Origin of the sequence: Desulfosporosinus sp. I2, from assembly GCF_000960765.1 — a bacterium.
GTDB lineage: Bacteria > Bacillota > Desulfitobacteriia > Desulfitobacteriales > Desulfitobacteriaceae > Desulfosporosinus.
This window is the reverse complement of record NZ_JYNH01000026.1, coordinates 16461-40919: the sequence shown is the minus strand read 5'-3', so window position 1 is coordinate 40919 and position 24459 is coordinate 16461. Positions and strand designations below refer to the sequence as shown.

Here is a 24459-nt window from a genome sequence, read left to right as displayed (position 1 = left end):
AAGCTGGAAAATACGATGCGGTGATTTCCGCTATGACAATCACCCCGAAGCGGGCCGAAAGTGTTCAATTTAGTGATAAGTATTTTAGAGCTATTCAATATATAGCCATGAAAAAGGGTTCCAGCTTTAAAGTATTGGCTGACTTAAAAGGTAAAAAGGTTGGGGTTCAACTAAGTACGACCGGGCAAGAAGTCGTTGAAAAAGCCGGAATCGAACCAAGAAAGTTTGATACAACTCCTGATGCCATGAACGATCTTCTCAACGGCGGAGTTGAAGCTGTTGTCGCCGATGGTCCTGTTGTACTCTGGTTCCAAGCTCAAAATGAAAAAGCTGAAATCACCTCGGTAGAAGCAAATGTTGACCAAGAGTTTTATGGCATAGCTATGAAGAAAGACAATAAAGAATTAGGCGGCAAAATGAATGCCTCCCTGAAGAAACTCATGGACAATGGAGAATACAACAATATTTACAAGAAGTGGTTCAAAAGAGATGCACCAAAGTTCTAAAGAACCCATTTGAATCAATAACTTAAAGTATAAAACTAAATGATAAAGGAAGGCGCTAAATGTGCCCTCCTTTATTTTTTTACCAACTGGAGAGTTCATTGAGGTTATCAAGATTAGGGGATGATGGAGGAAATTGGACGTTGAAATAATTGTTTCCTATGTGTATAATTAGTCCTTGTTGTGTATATTCATTCAAAATGAATTGTACCTCTGAGAATAACTTTTTCCTTGTATAAATTAACAGTAAAATGTATAATTTTATGCAGACAATAGCATCTAATAGTCGGGCATAGTTTACATTAATTCTAAAGCTCCCAACTTCTTTAAGTGGGAGTTCCACTTTTCTGCTTCGGCGAAACCGGAACAACAGCGTGATAGTATTTGTTAAGGGACTAACGTCATTGGAGGCTACGTCATGAAGTCCCAGATATTAAATTTTAGCTAAACTAATTTACTATGAAGAAGGAGGATTTTTTGTGGGTCTAAACTGGAAGGCAGCCATAGATAGCATCCCCATTCTGAATAAAGCCGCATTACTTACATTGGAGCTGACCGCTGGTGCAGTCGCCATTGGACTTGTGATTGGACTTTTTATGGCTTTGGCGCGTTTGTCCAAGAACAAGTTGTTGCGCGCAGGTTCGATTGCCTATATAGACTTTTTTAGAGGAACCCCATTGCTGGTGCAAATTTTCCTAGTTTATTTTTTAGTTCCCAAACTCCTTAATTGGGATACCTTGCCAGATAACTATCAATATATAGCAGGGGTCTTGGCAATGGGCCTTAATTCCGGCGCATATATTGCCGAAATATTTAGGGCTGGAATTCAATCTATTGACCGTGGGCAATCGGAGGCGGCACGTTCGTTAGGAATGACTCAAGGTCAGTCATTAAGATATGTAATCCTACCTCAAGCGTTTAAGCGGGTTATACCGCCTTTGGGCAATGAGTTTATTGCCTTACTCAAAGATTCATCTCTTTTATCGATTATAGCGATCCAAGAACTGTTTTATAGCGCGAAAATTATTGCCGGACGAACTTATCAACCAATCCCCATGTATATTGCAGCTGCCTTGTATTACCTTGTTATGACTCAGTTAATTGCCCAATGGGTTGCCTATATGGAGAGGAGGTTGGGTAAGAATGATCTTCGTTAAGAATCTGCATAAATATTTCGGCAAACTAGAAGTTCTTAAAGGGATTGATTGTCATATTCGTGAGAAAGAAGTCGTGGTTGTCATTGGCCCTAGTGGATCAGGGAAAAGCACTTTTCTGCGTTGCCTTAATAAACTTGAAGAACCAACGAGCGGAGAAATTATTGTCGATGGAATTCCGCTCAACTCTGAAGTGAATGTTAATGCGATACGGCGAGAAGTGGGCATGGTCTTTCAACGGTTTAATCTCTTTCCTCATATGACAGCAATTCAAAATATAATTCTCGCTCAAGAGGTAGTTCGTAAAACGAGTAAGGCAGAAGCACGAAAGATCGGCTTGGAGCTTTTAGATAAGGTCGGTTTATCCGACAAAGCGGATGAGTATCCGGACCGCCTTTCTGGAGGGCAACAACAGAGGGTTGCGATTGCACGAGCCTTAGCGATGAAACCTAAGATTATGCTTTTTGATGAAACCACCTCAGCTTTGGATCCGGAAATGGTAGGCGAGGTTCTAGCGGTCATGAAAGATCTTGCTCGTGAAGGGATGACTATGGTGGTTGTAACTCACGAGATGGGGTTTGCTCGTGAAGTTGGGGATCGAGTGATCTTCATGGATGAGGGGATCATTATGGAAGAGGGAGAACCGAACGAAGTGTTTGCTCATCCTAAGAATCCTAGGACGCAGGCGTTTTTAAGTAAAATATTATAAGCTTTTTGTATGAAAGCGCTCTTTTGGGATAGGCCCGAGGAGCGCTTTTCTGCTGTGTTAACCCGTGCGAAGACGGTGCTGCAAGAATGTTTAACCCGTGCGAAGACAGTGTCTTCGTCGTTCTGCACGCGTCTGCACGTTGCGCCGCTGACGAGCTGGACGGTTCGCGAGCGCGTCCGAACCTCTGGGCAATCTGCATGTGCGCCGCTCCTTGCCATCCTTGGCACCGCGGCATCAGTCCATCCATGGACAAGTCCCTACGGCGCGCTGACGAGGGGACGCGAACCGTCGGCGCTCGTCTGGAGCGCGGCTTCACTAAAGCATCCGCTTAGCAGAACGAAGACACCGTCTTCGCACGGGTTAACACTGCGGAAAAGCGCTCCTTTGGGGCGGGTTTAAGGGAGAGTTGAAGTGGGCGCTTTGTAGAAAGGCGCTTCTGGGGTTAAAACGTTTAAAGTTTATCAATGATGGTTATCCTCCTAAGTAGCAGTTAATTCATGGGCTTAAAGCGTTTAGTTATAGGCTAACAATTTATCATTTTCAAGGAGGTTTTTTTTAGGTGGTAGGTAAAGTCAAATGGTTTAGTAAACAAAAGGGTTATGGATTCATTGAGCAGGAAAGTGGGCAAGATATTTTTGTGCATTTTCAATCGGTCATTGGAGATGGATTTCGAACACTCGAAGAAGGACAGTCTGTTGAATTCGATATTATTCAAGGTCCGCGAGGGGAACAAGCTTCGAATGTGACGGTTCGCTAACTGGAGTTATTAAAGGTTTTTGCTAAAGAGAGAATCGTTGGAAACTAAGAACGGTTCTCTCTTTGGGTATTAGTAAAAAAATATAAGCGTTAAAACATTAAATTTTGCAGGATTTTTTGTGTAAAGCGGGAATATTACTAATGTAGCAACATAGAAGGGGGTTGAAATAATGAACATTAACATTCGCGGTAAACATATCGAACTAACTGACGCCCTTAAAGAGTATGTTATGAAACGAGTGGGTAAACTAGCTAAATACTCGGATGAGTTTGTGGACGTTCAAGTCACCTTACTCGTCGAGCGCGGTCGGCATCGTGTGGAAGTAACAGCCCCACTTAATGGCATGATTTTACGCGGTGAAGAAGAAACCGAAGATATGTATTCTTCAATCGACATGGTCGTTGAAAAATTGGAGCGCCAAATCGATAAATATCGGACTCGAATCAATAAACGTATGCGTTCAAAAGTCCTTAAGGATCATGAGACTAAGCAATCAGTATTAAATGAGGAACCGCGTGAAGAGGTAGTTCGAAATAAGAAGTTCCCTGCCAAGCCCATGTCTGTGGAAGAAGCAATTATGCAAATGAATCTAATCGGTCATACTTTCTTTGTATTTACAAATTCGGAAAGTCAAGAAATGAACGTAGTCTACCTTCGTAACAATGGAGATTACGGATTACTCCAACCTCAGACTTAGACAGATTTGAGCTTTTAAATCAACGCAAAAGGCCCGCCTTGGCGGGCCTTTTGTCAAATTTTGAGATAGATTAAGATTACATATTGGTTAGAGGTAAACTAGGTTTTACTAAAGTTTTAGTTGAAAAGGAAAAATGTCCCACGAGTAAATCCCACGCTTTGGTTGCAGTCGGTTCATAAGGATGTTAAAATTAGTGAACACAAGGATTAAGAAAGGTGGACATAATGGGTTTTTTAAGTATATTTGATGATAATGCGCGTGAAATTCGAAAATACCAAAAGCGCGTTGTAGTAATTAATAACTTTGAACCGACAATTCAGGCCCTGAGCGATGATGAATTGCGTGGCAAGACCGTTGAATTCCGAGGACGTTTGGAACAGGGAGACAGTTTAGACAGTCTTTTGCCTGAGGCTTTTGCGGTGGTTCGTGAGGCTAGCCGAAGGGTGATAAATCAGCGACATTATGATGTGCAGCTGATTGGTGGAATGGTACTTCACGATGGCCGGATAGCTGAGATGCGTACAGGGGAAGGAAAAACCCTCGTGGCAACTTTGCCATCCTATTTGAATGCCCTGACAGGTAAAGGAGTTCATGTTGTAACGGTTAATGATTACTTGGCTCGTCGGGATAGTGAATGGATGGGTCAAATTCACCAGTTCCTAGGTCTTTCAGTTGGACTTATAGTTCATGGCTTAAATTATGAACAACGCAGGAACAGTTATGCTTCAGACATTACCTATGGCACGAATAATGAATTCGGCTTCGATTACTTGCGTGATAATATGGTAACAAGGCCTGAGGCTTTAGTTCAACGTGAAGTGAACTATGCGATCGTTGACGAAGTGGATTCGATCCTAGTTGACGAAGCTCGAACTCCGCTAATTATTTCTGGTGAAGCGGACAAGCCCACGGAACTGTATTTAAGGGTTGCGATGATTATTCCACGCTTAAAAACTGAAGAGGATTACAAAGTTATTGAAAAAGAGCGTGTTGTGACACTAACAGAGAAGGGTGTCAGTCGGGTGGAGAGTATGCTCGGAGTAGATAATCTTTATGAGGATATTCATACTGAATTAGCGCATCATGTTAATCAAGCCTTAAAAGCACATACACTTTTCAAACGCGACCGTGATTACGTTGTTAAAGACGGTGAAGTCATTATTGTTGACGAATTTACGGGACGTTTAATGTTTGGACGTCGTTATAGTGAAGGATTGCACCAAGCAATTGAAGCTAAAGAGGGCGTTAAGATTGAAAAGGAATCTCAGACTTTAGCTACGATTACCTTCCAGAATTACTTCCGTATGTATAAAAAACTCTCGGGTATGACCGGAACGGCTATGACAGAAGAACCAGAGTTTCGGAAGATTTATAAGTTGGATGTTGTGGAAATTCCAACGAATAGACCTATGTTACGGACCGACCAGCCAGATGTTATCTATCGTACTGAGGAAGGTAAATTTTTGGCGGTCGTAGATAGTGTGATTGAAAGCCATGCCAAAGGGCAACCCCTGCTTGTTGGGACAGTTTCAGTCGAGAAGTCCGAGCATTTGAGCAGCCTATTGAGTCGTCGTGGTGTTCCTCACCAAGTCCTCAACGCTAAATTCCATGAAAAAGAAGCTCAGATCGTTGCCCAAGCAGGCCAGCCTGGAATGGTTACAATTGCAACGAACATGGCTGGTCGGGGAACCGATATTATTTTGGGTGACGGTGTACCTGATCTCGGTGGTTTGCACATTATTGGGACAGAACGGCACGAGTCTCGACGCATCGATAACCAATTGCGTGGACGTGCTGGACGTCAAGGGGACCCTGGATCAACCCAATTCTTTATTTCACTAGAAGATGACTTAATGCGCTTATTTGGTGCGGAGAATATTATGGGTATCATGGATAAGTTAGGAATGGATGACTCCATACCAATCACTTCGAAAATGATTTCCCGTTCTATAGAAACTGCTCAGCGGCGTGTTGAGAATCGGAATTTTGACATTCGTAAACACGTCCTAGACTATGATGATGTCATGAATCAACAGCGTGAAGTTATCTATGCTCAGCGTCGTGCAGTGCTCATGGGGGAAAATCTCCACGATAATATAATGGATATGCTTAAAAAAGCAGTCACAGATAGTATTAGTATGTTTAGTGGGGAAAGTCAATTCCCAGAAGAGTGGGATTTAGCGAGCTTAGCTGATTATATCGAGAACTTTTTCTTGCCGGGAATTCATTTAACGGCTGAGCAGTTCGTAGATCTGTCTGTGGAAGAAATTGAAGAAATGCTGATGGAGCAGGCCGAAGCGCTTTATAAGAATCGAGAAGAGCTGTTTGGTGCTGACCTGATGCGAGAAATTGAACGTGCCGTCATGCTGCAAGTTGTGGACAGCAAATGGATGGATCATCTTGATGCCATGGATATGTTACGTGAGGGCATTGGACTACGCGCATACGGACAAAAGAATCCGCTCGTAGAATATCGACGCGAAGGCTTTGAAATGTTCCAAGCGATGATTGACTCTATCCAGGAAGACATTATTCGCTATGTTATGCGTGTGACTCCCCAAGTCCGAGAAGAAGTCGCTGAACAGCCGCGAAACGTAACTGAGAACCGCTATGAAGGAGAACCCAGTCAACCTGTACACGCAGGAGACCAGGTTGGCCGCAATGATCTCTGTGAGTGTGGAAGCGGGAAAAAATATAAAAAGTGTTGTGGAGCAACTAAAAAGTAGTCCAGGTTTGGCGGAACACGCTCCATGTGTTCCGCTCCGCTTATGTAAGGAGCGTTCACCTAAGCTTTGTGAACGCTGGATTGTGGGCACTGGTTTGGGAATAGAGTTTTTCAACGTGAATAGGTTTTGGAAGGGTGAATAGAGTGCTTTCTGATTGGAAAAAGGAACTGGAAACGTTATCATTGAGCTTGGCAGATTTGAGGGATTCCCTTTGACGTTGCTCAGCGTATCGAGAAAATTAGTCTTCTAGAGGGGGAGTTTCATCGTCCTAATTTGTGGGATGACCCAGTCAATGCTCAAAAAATTATGCAAGAACTAGCCTTTCATCAAAGTAAGGTCAAGATTTTTCAGGTGTTAGAGGATGAACTTGAAGAGACCGCTACTCTTTGGCTTTTGGCGACTGAGGAAGATGATGTAAACCTTGAACCAGAGATTGAACAAGGGGTAAGGAAGCTGCAACAGCGGTTTGAGGATTTGGAACTGGAATTACTGTTGGCAGGTCCCTATGATCGAAACAATGCTATTTTAACCCTTCATGCTGGAGCAGGGGGCACGGAGGCTCAAGATTGGGTGCAAATGCTCTACCGGTTGTATATTCGTTGGGGAGAACGTCACGGCTATAAAGTGGAGACCTTGGACTTTTTACCGGGTGAGGAAGCGGGAATAAAGAGTGCTACACTGTCCTTCAACGGAGAAAATGCGTACGGATATGCAAAGTCCGAAAAGGGCGTGCACCGGTTAGTGCGAATTTCACCCTTTGATGCGTCAGGACGCCGTCACACCTCATTTGCTTCCGTTGATGTAATACCAGAAGTAACTGAGGATAACGAGATAACCATTGATGTTGAAGACTTAAGGATTGATACATATCGATCCGGCGGAGCAGGTGGACAACACGTCAATAAGACCGATTCTGCCATACGGATTACGCATTTGCCATCTGGGACCGTGGTTCAGTGTCAGAGTGAGCGTTCACAAACCCCAAAATAAAGCCGCGGCTATGCGGGTTTTACAGGCGAAGTTACTGGAACTCAAACGCAGGGAACAAGAGGCTGAGATTTCCGAAATTCGCGGTGAGCAACAAGAGATTGCCTGGGGAAGCCAAATCCGGTCTTATGTTTTTCATCCTTACAGCCTAGTCAAAGACCATCGCACTAATGTGGAAACTGGAAATGTATCGGCCGTGATGGATGGTGAAATTGACGCTTTTATTGCTGCTTTCCTGCAAAAAACAAAAATTGTGCAGTGAAATGGTTAAAGTATACGTTGACTCTATACTTATGAAGTGGGGATTAAATACCTAGTGACATAGACAAATCATATAAGCTTAAGGAGGGGATCACTTGACCACAATTGAACTGAAGCGAGTGGCCAATGTTATTCGTCAAGACATTATTTCCATGCTTGTAACTGCCAAATCAGGGCATCCCGGTGGAAGTTTATCTGCTGCAGATATCGTGGCAACGTTATTCTTTAACGAAATGCGAATTAACCCCAAGGATCCGCGCTGGGCAGATCGGGACCGCTTTGTCCTTTCCAAAGGGCATGCAGCTCCCGTACTTTATTCCGCACTCGCAGAGAAGGGCTATTTTCCAAAGGAGGAGCTACAAGGGCTTCGCCAAACGGGGCATATGCTCCAGGGACATCCGGATATGAGAAAGACCCCAGGGGTGGACATGTCCACGGGTTCCTTAGGACAAGGGCTTTCAGCTGCCAATGGAATGGCTTTGGCTGGAAAGTTAGATGGCAAAGATTATCGAGTGTTTGCTTTGCTTGGTGATGGTGAAATGGCAGAGGGTCAAATTTGGGAAGCTGCTATGGCAGCTGCTCACTATAAGCTAGATAATGTGACCGCCGTTTTAGATTTTAACGGCTTACAAATTGATGGTGCAACAGACAGTGTCATGTGTTCCGCTCCGCTGACAGAAAAGTGGCGGGCCTTTTGTTGGCATGTTATTGAAGTTGATGGACATGATATCGATGCTTTACTAGCAGCCTTTGCTGAGGCAAAAACGGTTAAGGGAAGACCGACTATTATCATTGCTAAGACAGTGAAAGGCAAAGGGGTTTCCTTCATGGAAGACCAAGCAGGTTGGCACGGAAATGCTCCTTCTGTTGAACAAGGCGAACAAGCGCTTAAAGAATTACGGGAGGAGGCGACGAACCTTGGCTAATAAAGTAGCGACCCGCGAAGCGTATGGTAAGGCCCTTCTGGTTTTGGGGGCTGAAAACCCTAACGTCGTAGTATTAGATGCCGATTTGTCGAAGTCAACTAAAACGGCTGACTTTGCCAAAAAATATCCTGAACGTTTTTTTAATATGGGTATTGCTGAGGCAAATCTTTTAGGGACAGCAGCAGGCCTTGCTGCAGCAGGCAAAATTCCTTTTGCCAGCACGTTTGCAATTTTTGCAGTTGGACGGGCCTTTGAACAAATTCGCAATTCAATTGCTTATCCTAAATTAAATGTTAAAATTGCGGCTACCCACTCTGGAATAACAGTCGGGGAGGACGGTGGATCTCACCAAGCTATCGAAGACGTGGCTATAATGCGTGCAGTTCCAAACATGGTGGTTCTTGTCCCCGCTGACGGAGAGGAAACTCGTCAAGTGGTTTTGGCTGCTGCCCAATACAAGGGTCCTGTTTACATTCGGATGGGACGCTTAGATGTTCCGTTACTTTTCGGGGAAGAATATCGGTTCGAGATTGGAAAGGCGAATGTCCTTAAAGAGGGGACAGATGTCGCTATCATGGCCAACGGAGTGATGGTGTCTATGGCCTTGGAAGCAGCCGCTGAGCTTGCTGACCAGGGGGTAAGTGTCAGTGTGGTCAATGTCGCTTCGGTGAAACCACTGGATGAAGAAACGATTGTACGGATTGCGAAAACAACCAAGGCCGTCGTGACAGCGGAGGAACACAACATTATCGGTGGATTGGGAAGTGCGGTTGCAGAGTTACTAGGGGAAAAACAGCCTACACCCATAGTGCGCGTCGGACTTAAAGACACATTCGGAGAGTCAGGGCGACCATTGGAGCTCCTTGAAAAATACGGTTTAACAAAGGCGGAGTTAGTTAAAGCTGTGCATGAAGTCCTTGCTAAAAAGCAGCGTTAATTTCCTCAGAGACTTTTGACTAGTTCGATCTAATAAGAAGGAACCAGCATTTTTGGATAATGCCGGTTCCTTCTTTGTTGCTATATCCAAAAAGACTCTGCCTTTAGCCTTATACAAAACAACGAATGTTTGAATTTACAGAGAGGAAATCCACGGCTCGTGTCGAATTAAATAAGGGTTATGGGGAAATAAGGGCGGAGCGTGCGAAAATCAAGGAGGACAGTATGATTCAATTGACAAATGTGTCCAAGATTTATCCGAACGGTGCCAGAGCCCTTGTCGATGTCAACCTTAAAATTGGCAAAGGGGACTTTGTTTTTCTGGTAGGTCCCAGTGGGGCTGGTAAATCGACGCTGATAAGATTACTGTATCGCGAAGAAAGCCCGACAAGAGGACAAGTCCAGATTAATAGCAAAAATCTGGTGCGCATGAAAGAACGGGAAGTACCTTATTTAAGACGTAATATTGGCGTGATCTTTCAGGACTTTAAGTTATTACCCAATAAAACCGTCTTTGAAAATGTTGCTTTCGCACTTGAAGTGATCGGTGTGGTCAAGCGTGAGGTGCGAAGTCGTACACGTGCCACGTTAGAACTGGTGGGTCTGGCGTCTAAAGAGACTTCTTATCCGCATGAGCTGTCTGGTGGAGAACAACAACGTGTTTGTGTTGCCCGGGCAATTATTAATAATCCGGCTCTCTTAGTGGCCGATGAACCAACGGGTAATCTCGACCCAGATACTGCGTGGGATATTATGGATTTGCTTTATAATATTAATAAACGAGGGACAACTATAGTCATGGCTACCCATGCTAAGTCGATTGTCAATAAAATGCAAAAACGGGTTATTGCCATAGAAAATGGAAAGGTTGCTCGTGACGAGGAAAAGGGAGGGTACGGCTATGACACTTAATTCCTCTCGTTACATTCTTCGTGAGACAGTTAACTCCATGAAACGCAATCCTTGGCTGAGCATTGCCTCAGTTATAACCGTCATGGTTTCGTTGGTCATCCTTGGTTTCTCGATATTTTTCCTTGCTAACGCTTCAAATATGGCGGAATCATTTGAATCTGAACTGGAAATTGCCACATTTGTGCAAGACAATGCTACTTCTTCCCAAGTAGATGCTTTGAGAAACCAGATTTTAGAGATGCCTGGTGTTGCTTCAGTGACCCTTGTGACAAAGGAAGAAGCACTCCAAGATTTCGGCAAAACATTGGGCGGTACCCAAAGTAATCTCTTGGCTGATCTAGGAGGACGCAACCCTTTTCCGGATAAGCTGACGGTTAAAGCAACTGATCCGCAAAATGTCGTTGCACTTGCTGAAGTTGTTGCCGCACTACCTGAGGTTGATAAAGTGCGCTATGGACAGGGATTTGTCGATCAACTCTTGAAATTCACCCAATGGCTAAGATGGATTGGCTTTGGTGTGGTTGCCGCTTTTAGCGTCGCGGCAATTGTGCTTATTTCCATTAACGTTAAAATGAATGTCTTTTCCCGACGCCGTGAAATACAGATTATGAAATTGGTGGGCGCCAGTAACGGCTTTATTCGGTGGCCCTTTCTGATCGAAGGCTTGGCATTAGGCCTTGTTGGAGGAGCAATGGCTGCTGGTATAGTGGGTATGGGCTATAATTCTATAGCAATGTATGTACTATCCAAGTTGACCTTTTTACCTGTTGTCCAGAATGCTGTCCTCTTTCGCCAAGTAACGTTCGGGCTTTTGCTTTCGGGAATGGCCATGGGTGCCCTAGGAAGCGCGATTTCCTTGCAGAAATTCCTTCGGGCTTAGGGTGGGCGAGTTTAGAACAAGTTAGGTACTTTTTGGGGAACTATTTTAGGCCTTTTGATGTAATGCTCTTGTGTTAAAAAGGTTATAGGAACCTTAAGAACGGAGGGGTCGTTTGTTCGGGAAGAAAGTCATACCAACTGTTGTAGTTAGCCTTCTTTTGCTTGGGACGTGGGCACTGCCTTCCCGTGCCGATCAACTAGGAGAAAATCTTCAACAGCAGAAAGAGGTTCAAGATCAGAAAGATCAAGCACGAAAGCAGCTCAACAAGCTAACCTATTCTTCTGATAATATGAAGGCCCAGCTGACTAAAATCGAAACACAAGTTGCTCAAGTGCAAGCGGATTTAGGTCGGAGGCAGGTTGCTTATGCCCAAGCACAAAAGCAGGTGGCTGCAGTGCAGATTGAGTTGGAACAAAAACAAAAGGAACTGGAGAACCGACGTCTAGCGTTGGGCAAACGAGCACGTGGAATCTATGAAAGTGGTCAGATTAGCCAATTGGAACTACTCTTTCAGTCCTCTGACCTTAGCGATTTTATTACGCGAATGGAGTATTTCTCAAAATTAGTCTCTAATGATCGGCAGCTCTTGACAGATATTGAGTCGCAGAAAATCGATATCGAACAAAAAACACGAGATTTGCAACGCCAAAGAGACCTTGCCGCAGAACTCCAAAATCAGGCCGCCTCAGCCAGTGCAGAACTCGAAAAGAAGAAATCCCAACAACGTGAGGCTTTAGATCAAAATGAGAAGGCTCAACAAGCAGCCTTTGAGGACATTGACCGCTTGGAAGCTGAGTCTAAAGCTTTGACAGAGAAAATCCGCAAATTACAAGCTGGACAGTCAGGGAAGGGGAATGGAGCAATACCCACTTGGCCATTGCCAGATCATTATGAAATTAGTAGTCCCTTTGGTTGGCGTACTCACCCCATCACTCATAAAAAAAGTTTACATACTGGAACGGATATAGTTGCTTCAACAGGGACACAGATTCATGCAGCAGGAGCAGGTGTCGTGATTATGGCCGGTTGGAATACTGCCTATGGAAATATGACGATCATTGATCATGGCAGTGGGATATCGACACTCTATGGGCATCAGTCGCGCTTGGATGTCAGTGAAGGGGACTCCGTCAAAGCGGATCAAGTCATTGGGGCTGTTGGGTCAACAGGGTGGAGTACAGGCGCACACCTGCATTTTGAAGTTCGGGTTAGCGGAAATCCTACGGATCCTTTGCAGTATTTTCCAAACTGACGGATAAGCAGTATTTCTACGAAGAATTAAGCATATAATAGACAAGTCAAAAAAAACATGGCCGAGTGTCCCTGAAGCCAAGACTCGAACAAGGATGTTCGAGATTAGAGCGCCGCCATGGATGGCAAGGCGCCGTGACGGCGAGAAGGGACCGCTGGCCAAGGACGGCGAGAAGGGACCCTTTGCGAAGGGTTGTCTAGTTGTACTTATGGAGTCAGAAAGTTAAACTTTTTGACTAGTGCAATAGTGCAAGAAGGAGAGGAGTTACTGGATTGCAGGAGTGGAACATAAAAAGAGTAGCTAAACACGTCGGGGTTGTATTTCTAATCTTTTCCGTACTGTTTACTACGTTAGTCGGTGGAGTAGTTATCGCTAACGTAGATAATTTGGGGCGCTTAGTGCGAGTCGTTCAGCTAATTCGCCATGATTACTTAGAAAACGCGACAACAACTCAGCTGGTAGAGGGCGCGACAAAGGGTATAGTCGAAGTACTAGGTGATCCATACTCGACATATATGAATACCAAGGAATACACAGAACTATTCCAAATATTGGAGGGTAAATTTGGCGGCATTGGCATTGTCCTAAGCCTAAAAGACCCCAAGAAACTTGTCGTTCTACGCCCTATCAAGAATTCCCCGGCTAGCAAGGCAGGTATCCAATCAGGTGACGTTGTCAGTAAGATAGATGATACTGAGACTGCCGGAATGGAGCAAGATAAAGCAGTGGGTTTAATGCGAGGGGATCCTGGAACAAAAGTTAATTTGGCGTTATATAGGGAGAGTACCAATAAGACCTTCACGGTAAGTTTGACGAGAGAAAATATTACCGTTCCGACCGTTGATGGGCAGGCTTTACCAGGGCATTCGGATATCGCCTATATTAGCATTTCTCAATTTGGTTCAGAAACTGGGACTGAGCTCAAAGACACCTTGAACACTATGGACATCAAGAAATTCAAAGGGCTTATCCTGGATATGAGATATAACCATGGCGGAGAACTCAATGCAGCTGTTCAAGTCGCCAGTTACTTTATCCCAGAGGGCCCAGTGGTCTATATCGTGGATAAACAAGGCAACGTTGATACTAAAATGTCGACAGGAACCTATTTGGGAATGCCAATGGTCGTACTGGTCAATGAAGAAAGCGCTTCAGCTGCTGAGATCGTAGCTGGTGCTATTAAAGACAAAGGGACGGCTACTCTTGTCGGAGTTAAAACATTTGGCAAAGGGATTGTACAGACTATATTCCCCTTAGATATGGGGACTGGCGTCAAATTGACAACCGCCAAATACTTGACGCCTAATAAGGTGGATATTCACAAAAAGGGGATTGAACCGGATATTAAAGTTGAACTTAACAAAGGTCAACCAGCCACAATCTCCCCCCAGGATACGAATTTCGATCCACAACTTCAGAAAGCTCTTCAAACCTTACAAGGAAAACTTAAATAATTAAACTAAGGAAGACACGCTCAAGCAAACTGAGCGTGTCTTTTTTCTTGTACATCAAAGTATAAACGTCTGGTAAGGTCCCTTCTCGCCGTCCATGGCTACAGCCATCCATGGCCAGCGGTCCCTTCTCGCCGTCCATGGCTACAGGGACACTCGGCCATCCATGGCCAGCGCATATTGTGCAACTAAGGCGGTCATCTTCGCCAAGGCTGACAGAATGACTAATACGTGCGAAGACAGTGTCTGCGAGAAGGTTAATTCGTACGAAGACAGTGTCTTCGTGGGCGCCAGCCAAGTTTTCTTTATTCGAATATCGAACCTCGAACCTCGAATCTCGATTTTAGTAGCCGTCGCAAGCGTTGTTGCATAGACTACGCTGATCATTAAAAAGCGACGGGGGTAACCAGCATGAGAAGTAAGACCGGGGTGCGACATTACTTCGCCGAAGGAATCACCACAAGGGGCTATATATCTCTATTACCAAACATGATGCCAAGCTGGCAACGGGCTTATATCTTACTAGGTGGTCCAGGAACCGGAAAATCTACGCTAATCAAGGTTATTGGTTTGGAATTATTGGACCGCGGGTATGACATTGATTTTTTGCGTTCAGCTCGAGATCCGGATTCAATGGCAGGGTTTATCATGCCGAGGAAAGGCTTAGCCATGCTGGATGCAATGGAGGTTTCTCCTCTACGTTGGCGTGCGCCAGGCGTTGTCGAGAATTTTATTGATTTTAATGTTTTTTGCAGCGAATTAAACTTAGAGAAGCAGCGTACCACGATTTTAAGGCTTGAAAATCAACTTCAGGAGCTTCAAATGATTTTGGAAGAAGAGTTGGCGGCAGAGCTGGGAGTATTGATCGGGAATAGGCCAGGAAAGCTCCCACTAGAAAGAGAAGACCTTTCTTGGATATTGGGGAATTCTGCCCATCTTAAAGTAAAGAAGGAGCACACTGGTCCTTGGCCTCTTGCCAAAAATGCACTTAGGCTCTTGCAAAAAAGCGTCGTAAATCCTTATTTTTTACACGGTTTAACAGCAGAAGGGTGGCTTAATCTCGCACCCTACTTCTTGGCGGATTTTGATCAAATCCGGTTGGAGGGAGAAGAAACGTTAGATGCCCTAGATTGGGTTTTGCGTGAAGCCCAGCAATTAGGACAGAGAATTGATATTGTTTTGCATCCGCTTAATCCAGATGAAGTAATTGGAATAGTATTCCCTGAAAGGCATCTGGCAATTTGGCAAGGTAATCCAGAAAACTTAAAAGACCAAGGATTAGATCGACCTTTCAGCAAAAAATTAGTTGAGACCTTAGCGTCTTGGCAAACGCATAGGGCTGAATTAAAAGGGCACTATATGGAGACAGTAAATTTTGATCAATTAGATAGCTATAGGGAAACTATATTAAATCAAATTTTGGGCAATTTACAAAAGAAAACTTAATGACGAAATCCATCAATTAAATAGGGTTGGATCGACAATAAATTCTCCGAGCTCTGCCATGAGTAGTTCAAGGTCGTTTTCGTTGAGGGATAATCGATCGAGAGCGTCTTGCTGTATAGGATTTAGAAAACTATCCACACCGCCCCCAATCCCAAGTAAACTGGCCAGGCCGTTAGCAACGTGAATAACGCAAGAGAGTTCCCCATAACTTTGTGCGTTGGAAGGGGCATGGTGGTTGGAAATAGCAGACACGAGAATCTCAGGTAGGAACCATGTTTTAGCTAGAAATCCACCAACGGTTGCATGATTGAAACCGATCACTTTTTCCTCAAGCTCTACATAAGTAAACTTGGCTTCGTTCACTTTTTCTAAAAGAAAGTCACCTATTTCTTGGACGTAGATAGAGATAACGAGCTTGCCAATATCATGAAGTAAGCCTGCCGTGAAGGCAACATCCCCGTATGGAAGTTTCCGGTGTTGACATAGACGTTTCGCTGTCATAGCAGTTAGCATGGAATGCTTCCAGAGACCTTCTTGTTCGATCCCGTACCCTACAAGGTCAGTCCTCAGTAAGGGGGCGACTGCGGAAGCCATTGCTAAACCTTGGGTTACCTGGAAACCAAGCAAGACAATGGCTTCCTGAAGAGAAGAGATTCGCCGCGCATAGCCGTAATAGGCAGAATTTGCTTGGCGTAGCATACCGGCTGTAAGAGCTGGATCTTGAGCAATTACAGACTCAAGGTCTTTTACGGAAGTACTAGGATTTTTGGTTAAAGCAATAACTCGCAAAGCAGACGTTGGCAGAGGGGGCAGAGATTGAACCCGCTTTAAGATTTGTTCAAGCTTGATAGGCAAATAAGGCCCTCCTTTATTTAATCAATGATTTGAGTAAGGACAGATTAATCACGTCAAAACATGCATTTCTTATCCGCATTTTTTAAGGCAATGAGGGAAAACTAACTTAAAGAATAAACACCAAGTTCGGAAAGGAGCGTGAAATATGTTTAAGAAATTACAATTCTTATTAATTATAACTCTTTGTCTTAGTTTAACCGTAACTGGCTGTGGTCTACAAGACCTTTTAGGAAAAAATAAAAGCAAAACGTCAACAAAAAAGGCGGAAAATCAAACTGTTATTGCAGTTTCGCTAAAGGAAGACGATCCCAACAAATTGCTAATCTCCAAAGGGATCGAAGATCTTGCTAAGAAAGAAAACGCAAAAGTGATATATATGGATGAAAAATCCGGAACCAAATCTCCTTTGCAGGGGGCAAAGGTTCTGATTTATCAAGGGGGAGATTCGAGTGTTTTACAGGAATCTCAAACGGAAAAAATCCCAATTTTAGCCTTATCTCAACTTCCTTCGGGAGTAAAGCCCGAAGGAATTATTATTCCGGATCAGGAAAAAACAGGTGAGATTATGGCCCAGACATTGGTTACTAAAGTAACGGAAGGGCAAGTTGTAATTTTGCAAGGAGATCCCAGTGAAAGCGGATCTCAAGAGCGCTTAGCCGGGAATAAAGCGGTCTTGAGCAAGTACCCCAAAATTTCAGTTCACACCATTGCAAGTACTCCTGGTTCTGAATCGGCAACTCGAACAGGCCTAGTGGATTTCCTTCAGAAAAACCCTGACAAGGTTCAAGGAATTTTGGCCCATACGGAAAAATTAGCGGCTCAAGCAAATGAAGTCTTAAAACAGGCCCAATTAGACAAAAAAATAAGTCTCGTAGGAGGACAAGCCAGTCTCACATCTTTAGAACGAATGTCTAGTGGTTCACAAATGGGAGATATTGATACGTCACCCTATTTACAGGGTGCGAACGCTTATCAATGGGCCCAAAAGATTATTAAAAAGGAACCCATAGAGGTGAATAACTCCATTACTGGTGAGCAAGGAGAAATTCCAGCCAAAATTATTCCTGTTAAGGCGGTTACTCCTGATAATATTGCAATTATCCAAAAGAGTTACACCCAAACCATGAAAAGTGCAGAACAGGATAAAAAGCAAAAAGAGTCAGCTGGAGCTTCTCAAAGCAAAGACAAAGGGACCGACAAAGGGACTGACAAAGGGACTGATAAAGGCACAGAAGCTAAAGACCAGGGCACTGCTAAGCAGGCTCAGGGAAGTTCCGAAGATAAAAAAGCTTCAAGTACTATCCCTGCAGGAGCAGATAAAGTTACGGAACGGGTAAAAACAGAAACGACCCGAGAATATCTAGATACCCAAGGCAAAGTTATTGGGACAGAAAAAGCTGTTAATGAACAAGTCAAGACAGTGCCATCGGATATGATAAAACAACAAATGGAGCAGTCAAAAGACAAAACATCAGATCAAGGAGGGGAAACAAAGGATAAAGCAAAGGATAAAGCAAAGGATCAAAAAGAGTAAAAAGAGGTAGAATAAACTCTGGGTAATAAGCCGAAAAATAGTTTCGGCTTTTTTGTACTAGGCAGAAAGTATAACTTCGTTATATACTTTCTGGAAGGTCCCTTCCCGCCATCACGGCGCCTTGCCATCCTTGGCGGCGCTCTAATCTCGAACGTCCTGTTCGAGTCATGGCCAGCGCATAAGGGCAACTAAGGCGACGACACAGGACGTGTCTAGTGTCGAATGCGCCATGGATGGCTTAGCATTCGACCGGCCGCCTTCGCCAAGGCTAACTAGAAGGCTAATTCGTGCGAAGACAGTGTCTGCGAGAAGGTTAATTCGCGCGAAGACAGTGTCTTCGTGGGCGCCAGCCAGGTTTTCTTTATTAAACTTATTAACAGTTGAACTATTTATAATTTGTATAAATAAGGTCATAGATGTAAAATAAAATCAATCAATCAATTAATTTATTAATCGAAAGGAAGGGCGGAGCATGGAATTTCGCATACATGCCCCCTACCAACCTGCCGGGGATCAGCCTCAAGCCATTGAAGCTTTGGCTGCTGGGCTGAGTAGAGGCCAGAACCACCAAACATTACTGGGAGTTACAGGATCAGGTAAAACATACACGATGGCGAATATTATTATGAAATTACAAAGACCAACCCTGATTCTTGCCCATAACAAAACCTTAGCAGCCCAACTTTATAGTGAATTCAAAGAGTATTTTCCGGAGAATGCTGTGGAATATTTTGTGAGTTACTATGATTATTACCAACCGGAGGCTTATGTGCCTTCCAGTGATACCTTTATTGAAAAAGATGCCTCGATCAATGAAGAAATCGAGAAATTACGCCATTCGGCGACCGCTTCACTGCTCGAACGTCGTGATGTGATTGTAGTGGCCAGTGTTTCTTGCATTTACGGTTTAGGTTCTCCGGAGGATTACCGCGACCTTGTCCTTTCGTTACGCCAAGGACAAGTTATTGATCGTAACGAGATTCTGCGAAAACTAATCGCCATTCAATATGATCGAAATGATATTGCGTTTACTCGAGGAACGTTTCGTGTTCGAGGGGATGTCGTCGAGATTTATCCAGCTGCCTCTAGTGAACGAGTAATTCGAGTGGATATGTTCGGAGATGAAATTGAACACATCTATGAGATCAATATGCTCACTGGGGAGATCTTAGGGGAGCGGTATCATGTCTCAATTTTCCCAAATTCACATTATGTAACGGCACAGGAAAAGGTTATGGAAGCTGCAGAAAATATTGAGAAAGAATTAGACGAACGACTGAAAGTTTTGGAAGCTGAGAATAAACTTTTAGAGATGCAGCGACTTGAACAACGAACCCGCTATGATTTAGAAATGCTCAGAGAAATGGGCTTTTGCAACGGGATTGAAAATTATTCTCGTCACTTAACGTTTCGAGAGCCTGGTGAAACCCCCTACACCTTACTGGATTATTTTCCTGAGGATTTTATCCTTTTTGTTGATGAATCCCATGTATCTCTTCCCCAAGTCAGAGGGATGTTTGAAGGGGATCGGTCACGTAAAACTACCCTTGTAGACTATGGCTTCCGTCTTCCTTCTGCGCTAGATAACCGCCCCCTGAAATTTGCTGAATTTGAGCAGACGATTAAGCAAAGTGTTTACGTTAGTGCTACACCGGGGCCGTATGAAATGGCCCACTGCCCAACAGTTGTAGAGCAGATCATCCGACCTACAGGGTTGTTGGATCCTGAGGTTATTGTCCGTTCAACGAAAGGCCAGATCGATGATTTGCTGGGAGAACTTAGGGTACGGATCGCAAGAGATGAACGGATCCTTGTTACAACGCTCACGAAGAAGATGGCTGAAGATCTCACAGAGTATTTTAAAAACCTAGAAATAAAGGTTAAGTATCTCCATTCAGATATTAAAACACTTGAACGGGTAGAAATCCTAAGAGAACTTCGCCTAGGGGATATTGATGTCGTGGTTGGCATTAACCTCTTGCGGGAAGGATTAGACTTACCAGAAGTTTCCCTAGTGGCAATTCTGGATGCCGATAAAGAGGGATTCCTCAGGTCTGATCGTTCTCTAATTCAAACCATCGGTCGAGCTGCACGCCACGCCCAAGGTAAGGTGATCATGTATGGAGATAAGATCACCCATTCAATGCAGAACGCCCTTGATGAGACGAACCGACGTCGTGCAATACAAATGGCCCATAACGAAAAAATGGGGATTGTTCCTCAAACGATTCGTAAGGCTGTTCATGAAGCCCCAGAGGCTACGAAAGTAGCAGAATTGAAACAAGCCTATGGCACAAAACTCCCACCTGAAGAGCTTGCACAACTTATTAAGAGCTTAGAGGATGAAATGCGCTTAGCCGCACGAGATCTGGATTTTGAGCGAGCAGCCGAAATCCGGGATGCCATGATTGAGCTAAAGGGGGAAGAAAATAAATATAAAATGACAACTCAGCAAGGCAAGAGTAAAAGAAATACTCGGTATGATCATAAGGGCCAGAAAAAACGGGTTTAAGGAAATCACCCGTGCGGTCAATCTTCGAAGAAGAACAGTGGATAGCTCCCTTAAGTAAGTATGGGGAGCTTTTCCTTTGAGGATACCAAACGGTGCAATAAACGAGGAACAGTTGTATAATGATAGTAGATATATCATTATACCGTAAATGCTCGACTCAAGTCGAAACTTGATCCCCATTACACTTAGGAGGCCAACCATGACCCAAGATTACTTACGCGTGCGTGGAGCACGCGCTCATAATTTAAAAAACATCGATATTGATATTCCTCGTAACAAATTAGTGGTCATCACAGGACTTTCTGGCTCAGGAAAATCGTCCCTTGCGTTCGATACAATTTATGCTGAGGGACAGCGGCGTTATGTAGAATCTCTCTCAGCTTATGCACGGCAGTTCTTAGGGCAGATGGATAAACCAGATGTGGATTCCATCGAAGGGCTTTCCCCAGCGATTTCTATAGACCAAAAGACAACTAACCGCAACCCTCGCTCAACGGTCGGTACCGCGACGGAGGTTTCCGATTATCTTCGTTTGCTTTATGCTCGGATCGGACATCCTCATTGCCCAAAGTGTGGTCGGAAAATTTCTCAGCAAACTGTTCAGCAAATGGTGGATCAATTAATGAGTTTTCCGGAACGGACTAAACTCCAAATATTAGCTCCGCTTATTAAAGGGAAAAAGGGAGAACATCAAAAGGTTTTTGAAGATGCCCGTAAGGCGGGATATGTGCGGGTTCGAGTGGACGGAGAGACAAGGGATCTCAATGAGGAGATTGAACTCGTAAAAACTAAAAAACACTCTATTGAAGTTGTGATTGACCGCATTTCTCTAAAACCAGGGAGTGCTGAACGTTTGGCAGATTCCCTGGAAACAGCGCTTAAACTTGGAGAGGGGAATGTCATTGCCGATATTACGGAGGGTGAGGAGTTACGCTTTAGTGAAAACTTTGCCTGCCCGGATTGTGGGATCGCCCTTGAAGAGATCTCCCCACGTCTATTTTCCTTTAATAGTCCTTATGGGGCTTGCCCGGCGTGTACAGGCTTAGGAGCAAATCTCGTCGTAGACATTGACCTGATGATCCCGAATCGTGCCCTGTCTCTAGGGGCAGGAGCCATTGCGCCATGGGCTAAATCAACGTCTAGTTATTATCCGAGAATGATGGAAGCCGTGGCCCAAAATCTTAACTTTGATATGGATACCCCCTTAGAAGATTTGAATGAACGCCAATGGAAGGGGTTGCTCTATGGAACCGAGACCCCGATACGCTTTCAATATCAAAATATTTTTGATCAGCTAAAAACCTATAACACCAACTTCGAAGGCCTAATTCCCTATTTCGGCCGCCGGTATCGGGAGTCAACTTCAGATATGGTTCGAACTGAAATCGAAGGCTATATGAGCGAACACCCTTGTCCGGACTGTCAGGGGAAACGTCTGAAACCTGAAGCGTTAGCAGTCAAGGTAGGTGGGATCTCGATCGATGATTTATCCCGCCTATCGATTTCAGAAGCCATAAACTTTGTCAATTCACTCATTCTCACGCCTAAAGAGGAAACGATTGCTCACCAAATTATCAAGGAAATCAGAGAGAGACTTGGCTTCTTAATGAATGTGGGATTGGACTACCTGACTATGGCACGGGCAGCTGGTTCGCTCTCAGGAGGGGAGGCCCAGCGGATTCGCTTGGCGACTCAGATTGGGTCAAGTCTGATGGGGGTACTCTATGTTTTAGATGAACCGAGTATTGGACTTCATCAACGGGATAATGCCCGTTTGCTCTCTACGCTAAAACGCTTACGGGACCTCGGGAACACTCTGATCGTTGTAGAGCATGATGAAGATACGATGGTTGCCGCAGACCATATTATTGATATCGGACCTGGAGCTGGGGCTCATGGGGGGCAAGTCGTTGCTGAAGGACCTATTGAGGAAATCAAGGCCAATAAGGAATCAATAACTGGACAATATCTGAACGGTACTAAAGAGATTGCTGTTCCCAAAGAGCGTAGGCAACCGAATGGAAAGTGGCTTGAGGTTTTTGATGCACGAGAAAATAACCTCAAAAATGTCCACGTGCAGATACCTTTGGGCTTATTTACGTGTGTGACAGGAGTCTCGGGTTCAGGCAAAAGTACCTTGGTCAATGAAATTATCTATAAGAGCCTTGCCTCCAATCTCAATCGTGCTCGGGTTCGGCCTGGGGCATTTGGGCACATGAAAGGGCTAGAGCATCTAGAAAAAGTGATTGATATTGATCAGTCTCCCATCGGGCGGACTCCTCGTTCCAATCCTGCAACTTATACAGGTGTTTTTGATTTTATTAGAGAGCTTTTTTCTATAACTCCGGAATCAAAAATGCGGGGGTACAAGCAAGGGCGGTTTAGCTTTAATGTCAAAGGCGGTCGGTGCGAGGCCTGTCGTGGGGACGGAATCATCAAGATTGAGATGCATTTTTTGCCAGATGTTTATGTTCCCTGTGAAGTTTGTGAGGGAAAACGCTATAATCGGGAGACCTTGGAAGTACACTATAAAGGGAAAACCATTGCCCAAGTTCTTGATATGACCGTGGACGAAGCGGTGGAGTTCTTCCAAGTAGTTCAGAAGATTGCTCGGAAACTCCAGACTCTCCAAGATGTAGGGCTTGGTTATATCCGTCTGGGTCAACCCGCAACTACCTTATCTGGAGGAGAAGCTCAGCGCATTAAGCTGGCTTCGGAGTTAAGCCGACGCAGTACGGGGAAGACGATTTATATTCTTGATGAACCTACAACAGGCCTGCACACGGCTGATATTGATAAACTCCTCCATGTGTTGCACCGTCTAGTTGATGGGGGAGATACTGTGCTCGTGATTGAGCATAATCTTGATGTAATAAAAACAGCGGACTGGCTGATTGACCTCGGTCCTGAGGGCGGAAATCGGGGGGGAGAGGTATTGGCAGTGGGGACCCCAGAGGATGTCGCTGCTTTCCCAGCATCTTATACAGGGCAGTATTTAAAACGTTATTTAGATTAGTGGATAGGTAAGGTTTGTACACCTAGACTCGTGAAATAATTGCCGTTCTTCGGTATTACTTAAGGAGTGAAAGAGTTTTGACGATTCGTTTAGTCGCCATGGATCTTGATGACACATTGCTTAGGGATGATTGGACAATTTCCCCAAGAGTAGTAAAAGCCATTCAAAAAGCTCAAGCACGAGGGGTTAAAATGACGATTGCTACCGGGCGAATGCCCATTTCTACACGCCCTTACGCTCTGCAACTAGGGGTCGATGTTCCAGTCATCACCTACCACGGGGCGATGATCCAGCAGGTTTTAAGTGGTGAAATCCTGTTTAGGAGAGTTATTCCAAGTGCACTCGCTGCTGAAATCGTCGAGGATGTTGCAAAACGTGGTATTTATGGTCAAGTGTACCTCAAAGACCGTGTTGTTGCGTCACAACTGAATGAATGGTCTCGCGAGTATGCTAAGATCGCAAGTGTCCACATTGAAGAGAGGGATCTATCAGTTTTGCTTTCCCAAGAACCCGAAGGTGTGGAGAAGATTCTTCTGATTGGAGAGGAAGCCGTGCTTGACCAGTTGGCTCTTTATTTGAAGCAAGGCTACGGTAAAAAGGTCCATATCACAAAATCGAAACCCCATTTTCTAGAAATAACCGAGTGCTCAGTCAATAAAGGCGTTGCTTTAGCCGCTTTGGCAAAACAGTTCGGAATCGTTCAAGAGGAGGTTATGGCAATTGGGGATAGCTTTAATGATTTAGAAATGATTCAATATGCGGGTATGGGTGTAGCAATGGGAAATGCTCGCGTCGAAATAAAAGAGCTGGCGGATATCGTTACTGCTTCAAATGAAGAAGATGGAGTGGCAGAGGCCATTGAACGATATGTGCTCGGAATGGATGGTTGAAGGTTTATAAGTAGTGAGTTAGTAAAATCGAACTTCGAACCTCGAATATCGAACA

General features: G+C 44.4%; 19 protein-coding genes and 1 pseudogene. 18 read left to right on the top strand and 2 right to left on the bottom strand.

What is annotated here, in order from left to right; translation table 11 throughout:
• The 13 genes and pseudogenes from UF75_RS08755 to UF75_RS08695 all read left to right on the top strand — a co-directional run.
• Positions 1-506 (top strand): transporter substrate-binding domain-containing protein (locus tag UF75_RS08755; RefSeq protein WP_045574227.1); only part of this gene is annotated, 506 nt, incomplete at its 5' end.
• 476 nt (positions 507-982) lie between these two features.
• A complete protein-coding gene (locus tag UF75_RS08750; protein ID WP_045574226.1) occupies positions 983-1660 on the top strand; it encodes an amino acid ABC transporter permease in 678 nt (225 codons plus the stop codon).
• A complete protein-coding gene (locus UF75_RS08745) occupies positions 1647-2366 on the top strand; it encodes an amino acid ABC transporter ATP-binding protein (RefSeq protein ID WP_045574225.1) in 720 nt (239 codons plus the stop codon). Before UF75_RS08750 ends, UF75_RS08745 begins: the two co-directional genes overlap by 14 nt.
• 559 nt (positions 2367-2925) lie before the next feature.
• Entirely contained in the window at positions 2926-3123 is a 198-nt protein-coding gene (locus UF75_RS08740) for a cold shock domain-containing protein (RefSeq protein ID WP_045574224.1), read from the top strand.
• 169 nt (positions 3124-3292) lie between these two features.
• Positions 3293-3820 carry a ribosome-associated translation inhibitor RaiA gene (raiA, locus tag UF75_RS08735; RefSeq protein WP_045574223.1) on the top strand — a complete coding sequence of 176 codons (528 nt, stop codon included), beginning with the start codon at positions 3293-3295 and terminating at the stop codon, positions 3818-3820.
• 224 nt (positions 3821-4044) lie between these two features.
• Positions 4045-6546 carry a preprotein translocase subunit SecA gene (gene secA / locus UF75_RS08730; protein ID WP_045574222.1) on the top strand — a complete coding sequence of 834 codons (2502 nt, stop codon included), beginning with the start codon at positions 4045-4047 and terminating at the stop codon, positions 6544-6546.
• Positions 6547-6689: 143 nt separating this feature from the next.
• Positions 6690-7795: pseudogene (gene prfB / locus UF75_RS08725) on the top strand (peptide chain release factor 2).
• A 94-nt stretch (positions 7796-7889) separates the two neighbouring features.
• Positions 7890-8720 (top strand): transketolase, encoded by an 831-nt coding sequence (locus tag UF75_RS08720; RefSeq protein ID WP_045574221.1) that lies wholly within the window; start codon positions 7890-7892, stop codon positions 8718-8720.
• Positions 8713-9657 carry a transketolase C-terminal domain-containing protein gene (locus tag UF75_RS08715; RefSeq protein WP_045574220.1) on the top strand — a complete coding sequence of 315 codons (945 nt, stop codon included), beginning with the start codon at positions 8713-8715 and terminating at the stop codon, positions 9655-9657. The genes UF75_RS08720 and UF75_RS08715 overlap by 8 nt, the downstream gene beginning before the upstream one ends.
• A gap of 224 nt (positions 9658-9881) precedes the next feature.
• A complete protein-coding gene (gene ftsE, locus UF75_RS08710; protein ID WP_045574219.1) occupies positions 9882-10568 on the top strand; it encodes a cell division ATP-binding protein FtsE in 687 nt (228 codons plus the stop codon).
• Positions 10558-11448 carry a permease-like cell division protein FtsX gene (ftsX, locus tag UF75_RS08705; RefSeq protein WP_045574218.1) on the top strand — a complete coding sequence of 297 codons (891 nt, stop codon included), beginning with the start codon at positions 10558-10560 and terminating at the stop codon, positions 11446-11448. The genes ftsE and ftsX overlap by 11 nt, the downstream gene beginning before the upstream one ends.
• A gap of 112 nt (positions 11449-11560) precedes the next feature.
• Entirely contained in the window at positions 11561-12700 is a 1140-nt protein-coding gene (locus tag UF75_RS08700) for a M23 family metallopeptidase (RefSeq protein WP_045574217.1), read from the top strand.
• A 272-nt stretch (positions 12701-12972) separates the two neighbouring features.
• Positions 12973-14154 carry a S41 family peptidase gene (locus UF75_RS08695; protein ID WP_045574216.1) on the top strand — a complete coding sequence of 394 codons (1182 nt, stop codon included), beginning with the start codon at positions 12973-12975 and terminating at the stop codon, positions 14152-14154.
• Here the strand turns inward: UF75_RS08695 and UF75_RS08690 are convergent.
• Entirely contained in the window at positions 14147-14449 is a 303-nt protein-coding gene (locus tag UF75_RS08690) for a hypothetical protein (protein WP_045574215.1), read from the bottom strand. The two genes, UF75_RS08695 and UF75_RS08690, sit on opposite strands and share 8 nt — an antisense overlap.
• Before the next feature lie 113 nt (positions 14450-14562).
• Here UF75_RS08690 and UF75_RS08685 point away from each other — a divergent pair, with 113 nt between their 5' ends.
• Complete coding sequence (locus tag UF75_RS08685) at positions 14563-15597, top strand: hypothetical protein (protein ID WP_045574214.1); 1035 nt, start codon at positions 14563-14565, stop codon at positions 15595-15597.
• Between the two features lie 12 nt (positions 15598-15609).
• On the opposite strand, the gene UF75_RS08680 is transcribed toward UF75_RS08685, so the two are convergent.
• Positions 15610-16452 (bottom strand): HDOD domain-containing protein, encoded by an 843-nt coding sequence (locus tag UF75_RS08680; RefSeq protein WP_045574213.1) that lies wholly within the window; start codon positions 16450-16452, stop codon positions 15610-15612.
• A 145-nt stretch (positions 16453-16597) separates the two neighbouring features.
• Between UF75_RS08680 and UF75_RS08675 the strand changes: the two genes are divergently transcribed.
• From UF75_RS08675 to UF75_RS08660, 4 genes are all read left to right on the top strand, one after another.
• The gene (locus UF75_RS08675; protein ID WP_045574212.1) at positions 16598-17986 is read left to right on the top strand and encodes a sugar ABC transporter substrate-binding protein; all 1389 of its coding nucleotides are present in this window, start codon (positions 16598-16600) and stop codon (positions 17984-17986) included.
• A 472-nt stretch (positions 17987-18458) separates the two neighbouring features.
• Entirely contained in the window at positions 18459-20498 is a 2040-nt protein-coding gene (uvrB, locus tag UF75_RS08670) for an excinuclease ABC subunit UvrB (protein ID WP_045574211.1), read from the top strand.
• Positions 20499-20697: 199 nt separating this feature from the next.
• Positions 20698-23514, top strand: a complete 2817-nt coding sequence (gene uvrA, locus UF75_RS08665) for an excinuclease ABC subunit UvrA (RefSeq protein ID WP_045574210.1) — start codon at positions 20698-20700, stop codon at positions 23512-23514.
• Between the two features lie 77 nt (positions 23515-23591).
• Positions 23592-24404, top strand: coding sequence for a Cof-type HAD-IIB family hydrolase (locus UF75_RS08660; protein WP_045574209.1), 813 nt, complete (start codon positions 23592-23594; stop codon positions 24402-24404).
• The last annotated feature ends 55 nt before the right edge of the window (positions 24405-24459 follow it).

Excerpts from the sequence above, each read along its gene's own strand:
- UF75_RS08745 (WP_045574225.1), top strand. The coding sequence starts at position 1,647 with ATGATCTTCGTTAAGAATCTGCATAAATATTTCGGCAAACTAGAAGTT.
- raiA (WP_045574223.1), top strand. The coding sequence starts at position 3,293 with ATGAACATTAACATTCGCGGTAAACATATCGAACTAACTGACGCCCTT.
- secA (WP_045574222.1), top strand. The coding sequence starts at position 4,045 with ATGGGTTTTTTAAGTATATTTGATGATAATGCGCGTGAAATTCGAAAA.
- ftsE (WP_045574219.1), top strand. The coding sequence starts at position 9,882 with ATGATTCAATTGACAAATGTGTCCAAGATTTATCCGAACGGTGCCAGA.
- ftsX (WP_045574218.1), top strand. The coding sequence starts at position 10,558 with ATGACACTTAATTCCTCTCGTTACATTCTTCGTGAGACAGTTAACTCC.
- UF75_RS08685 (WP_045574214.1), top strand. The coding sequence starts at position 14,563 with ATGAGAAGTAAGACCGGGGTGCGACATTACTTCGCCGAAGGAATCACC.
- UF75_RS08675 (WP_045574212.1), top strand. The coding sequence starts at position 16,598 with ATGTTTAAGAAATTACAATTCTTATTAATTATAACTCTTTGTCTTAGT.
- uvrB (WP_045574211.1), top strand. The coding sequence starts at position 18,459 with ATGGAATTTCGCATACATGCCCCCTACCAACCTGCCGGGGATCAGCCT.
- uvrA (WP_045574210.1), top strand. The coding sequence starts at position 20,698 with ATGACCCAAGATTACTTACGCGTGCGTGGAGCACGCGCTCATAATTTA.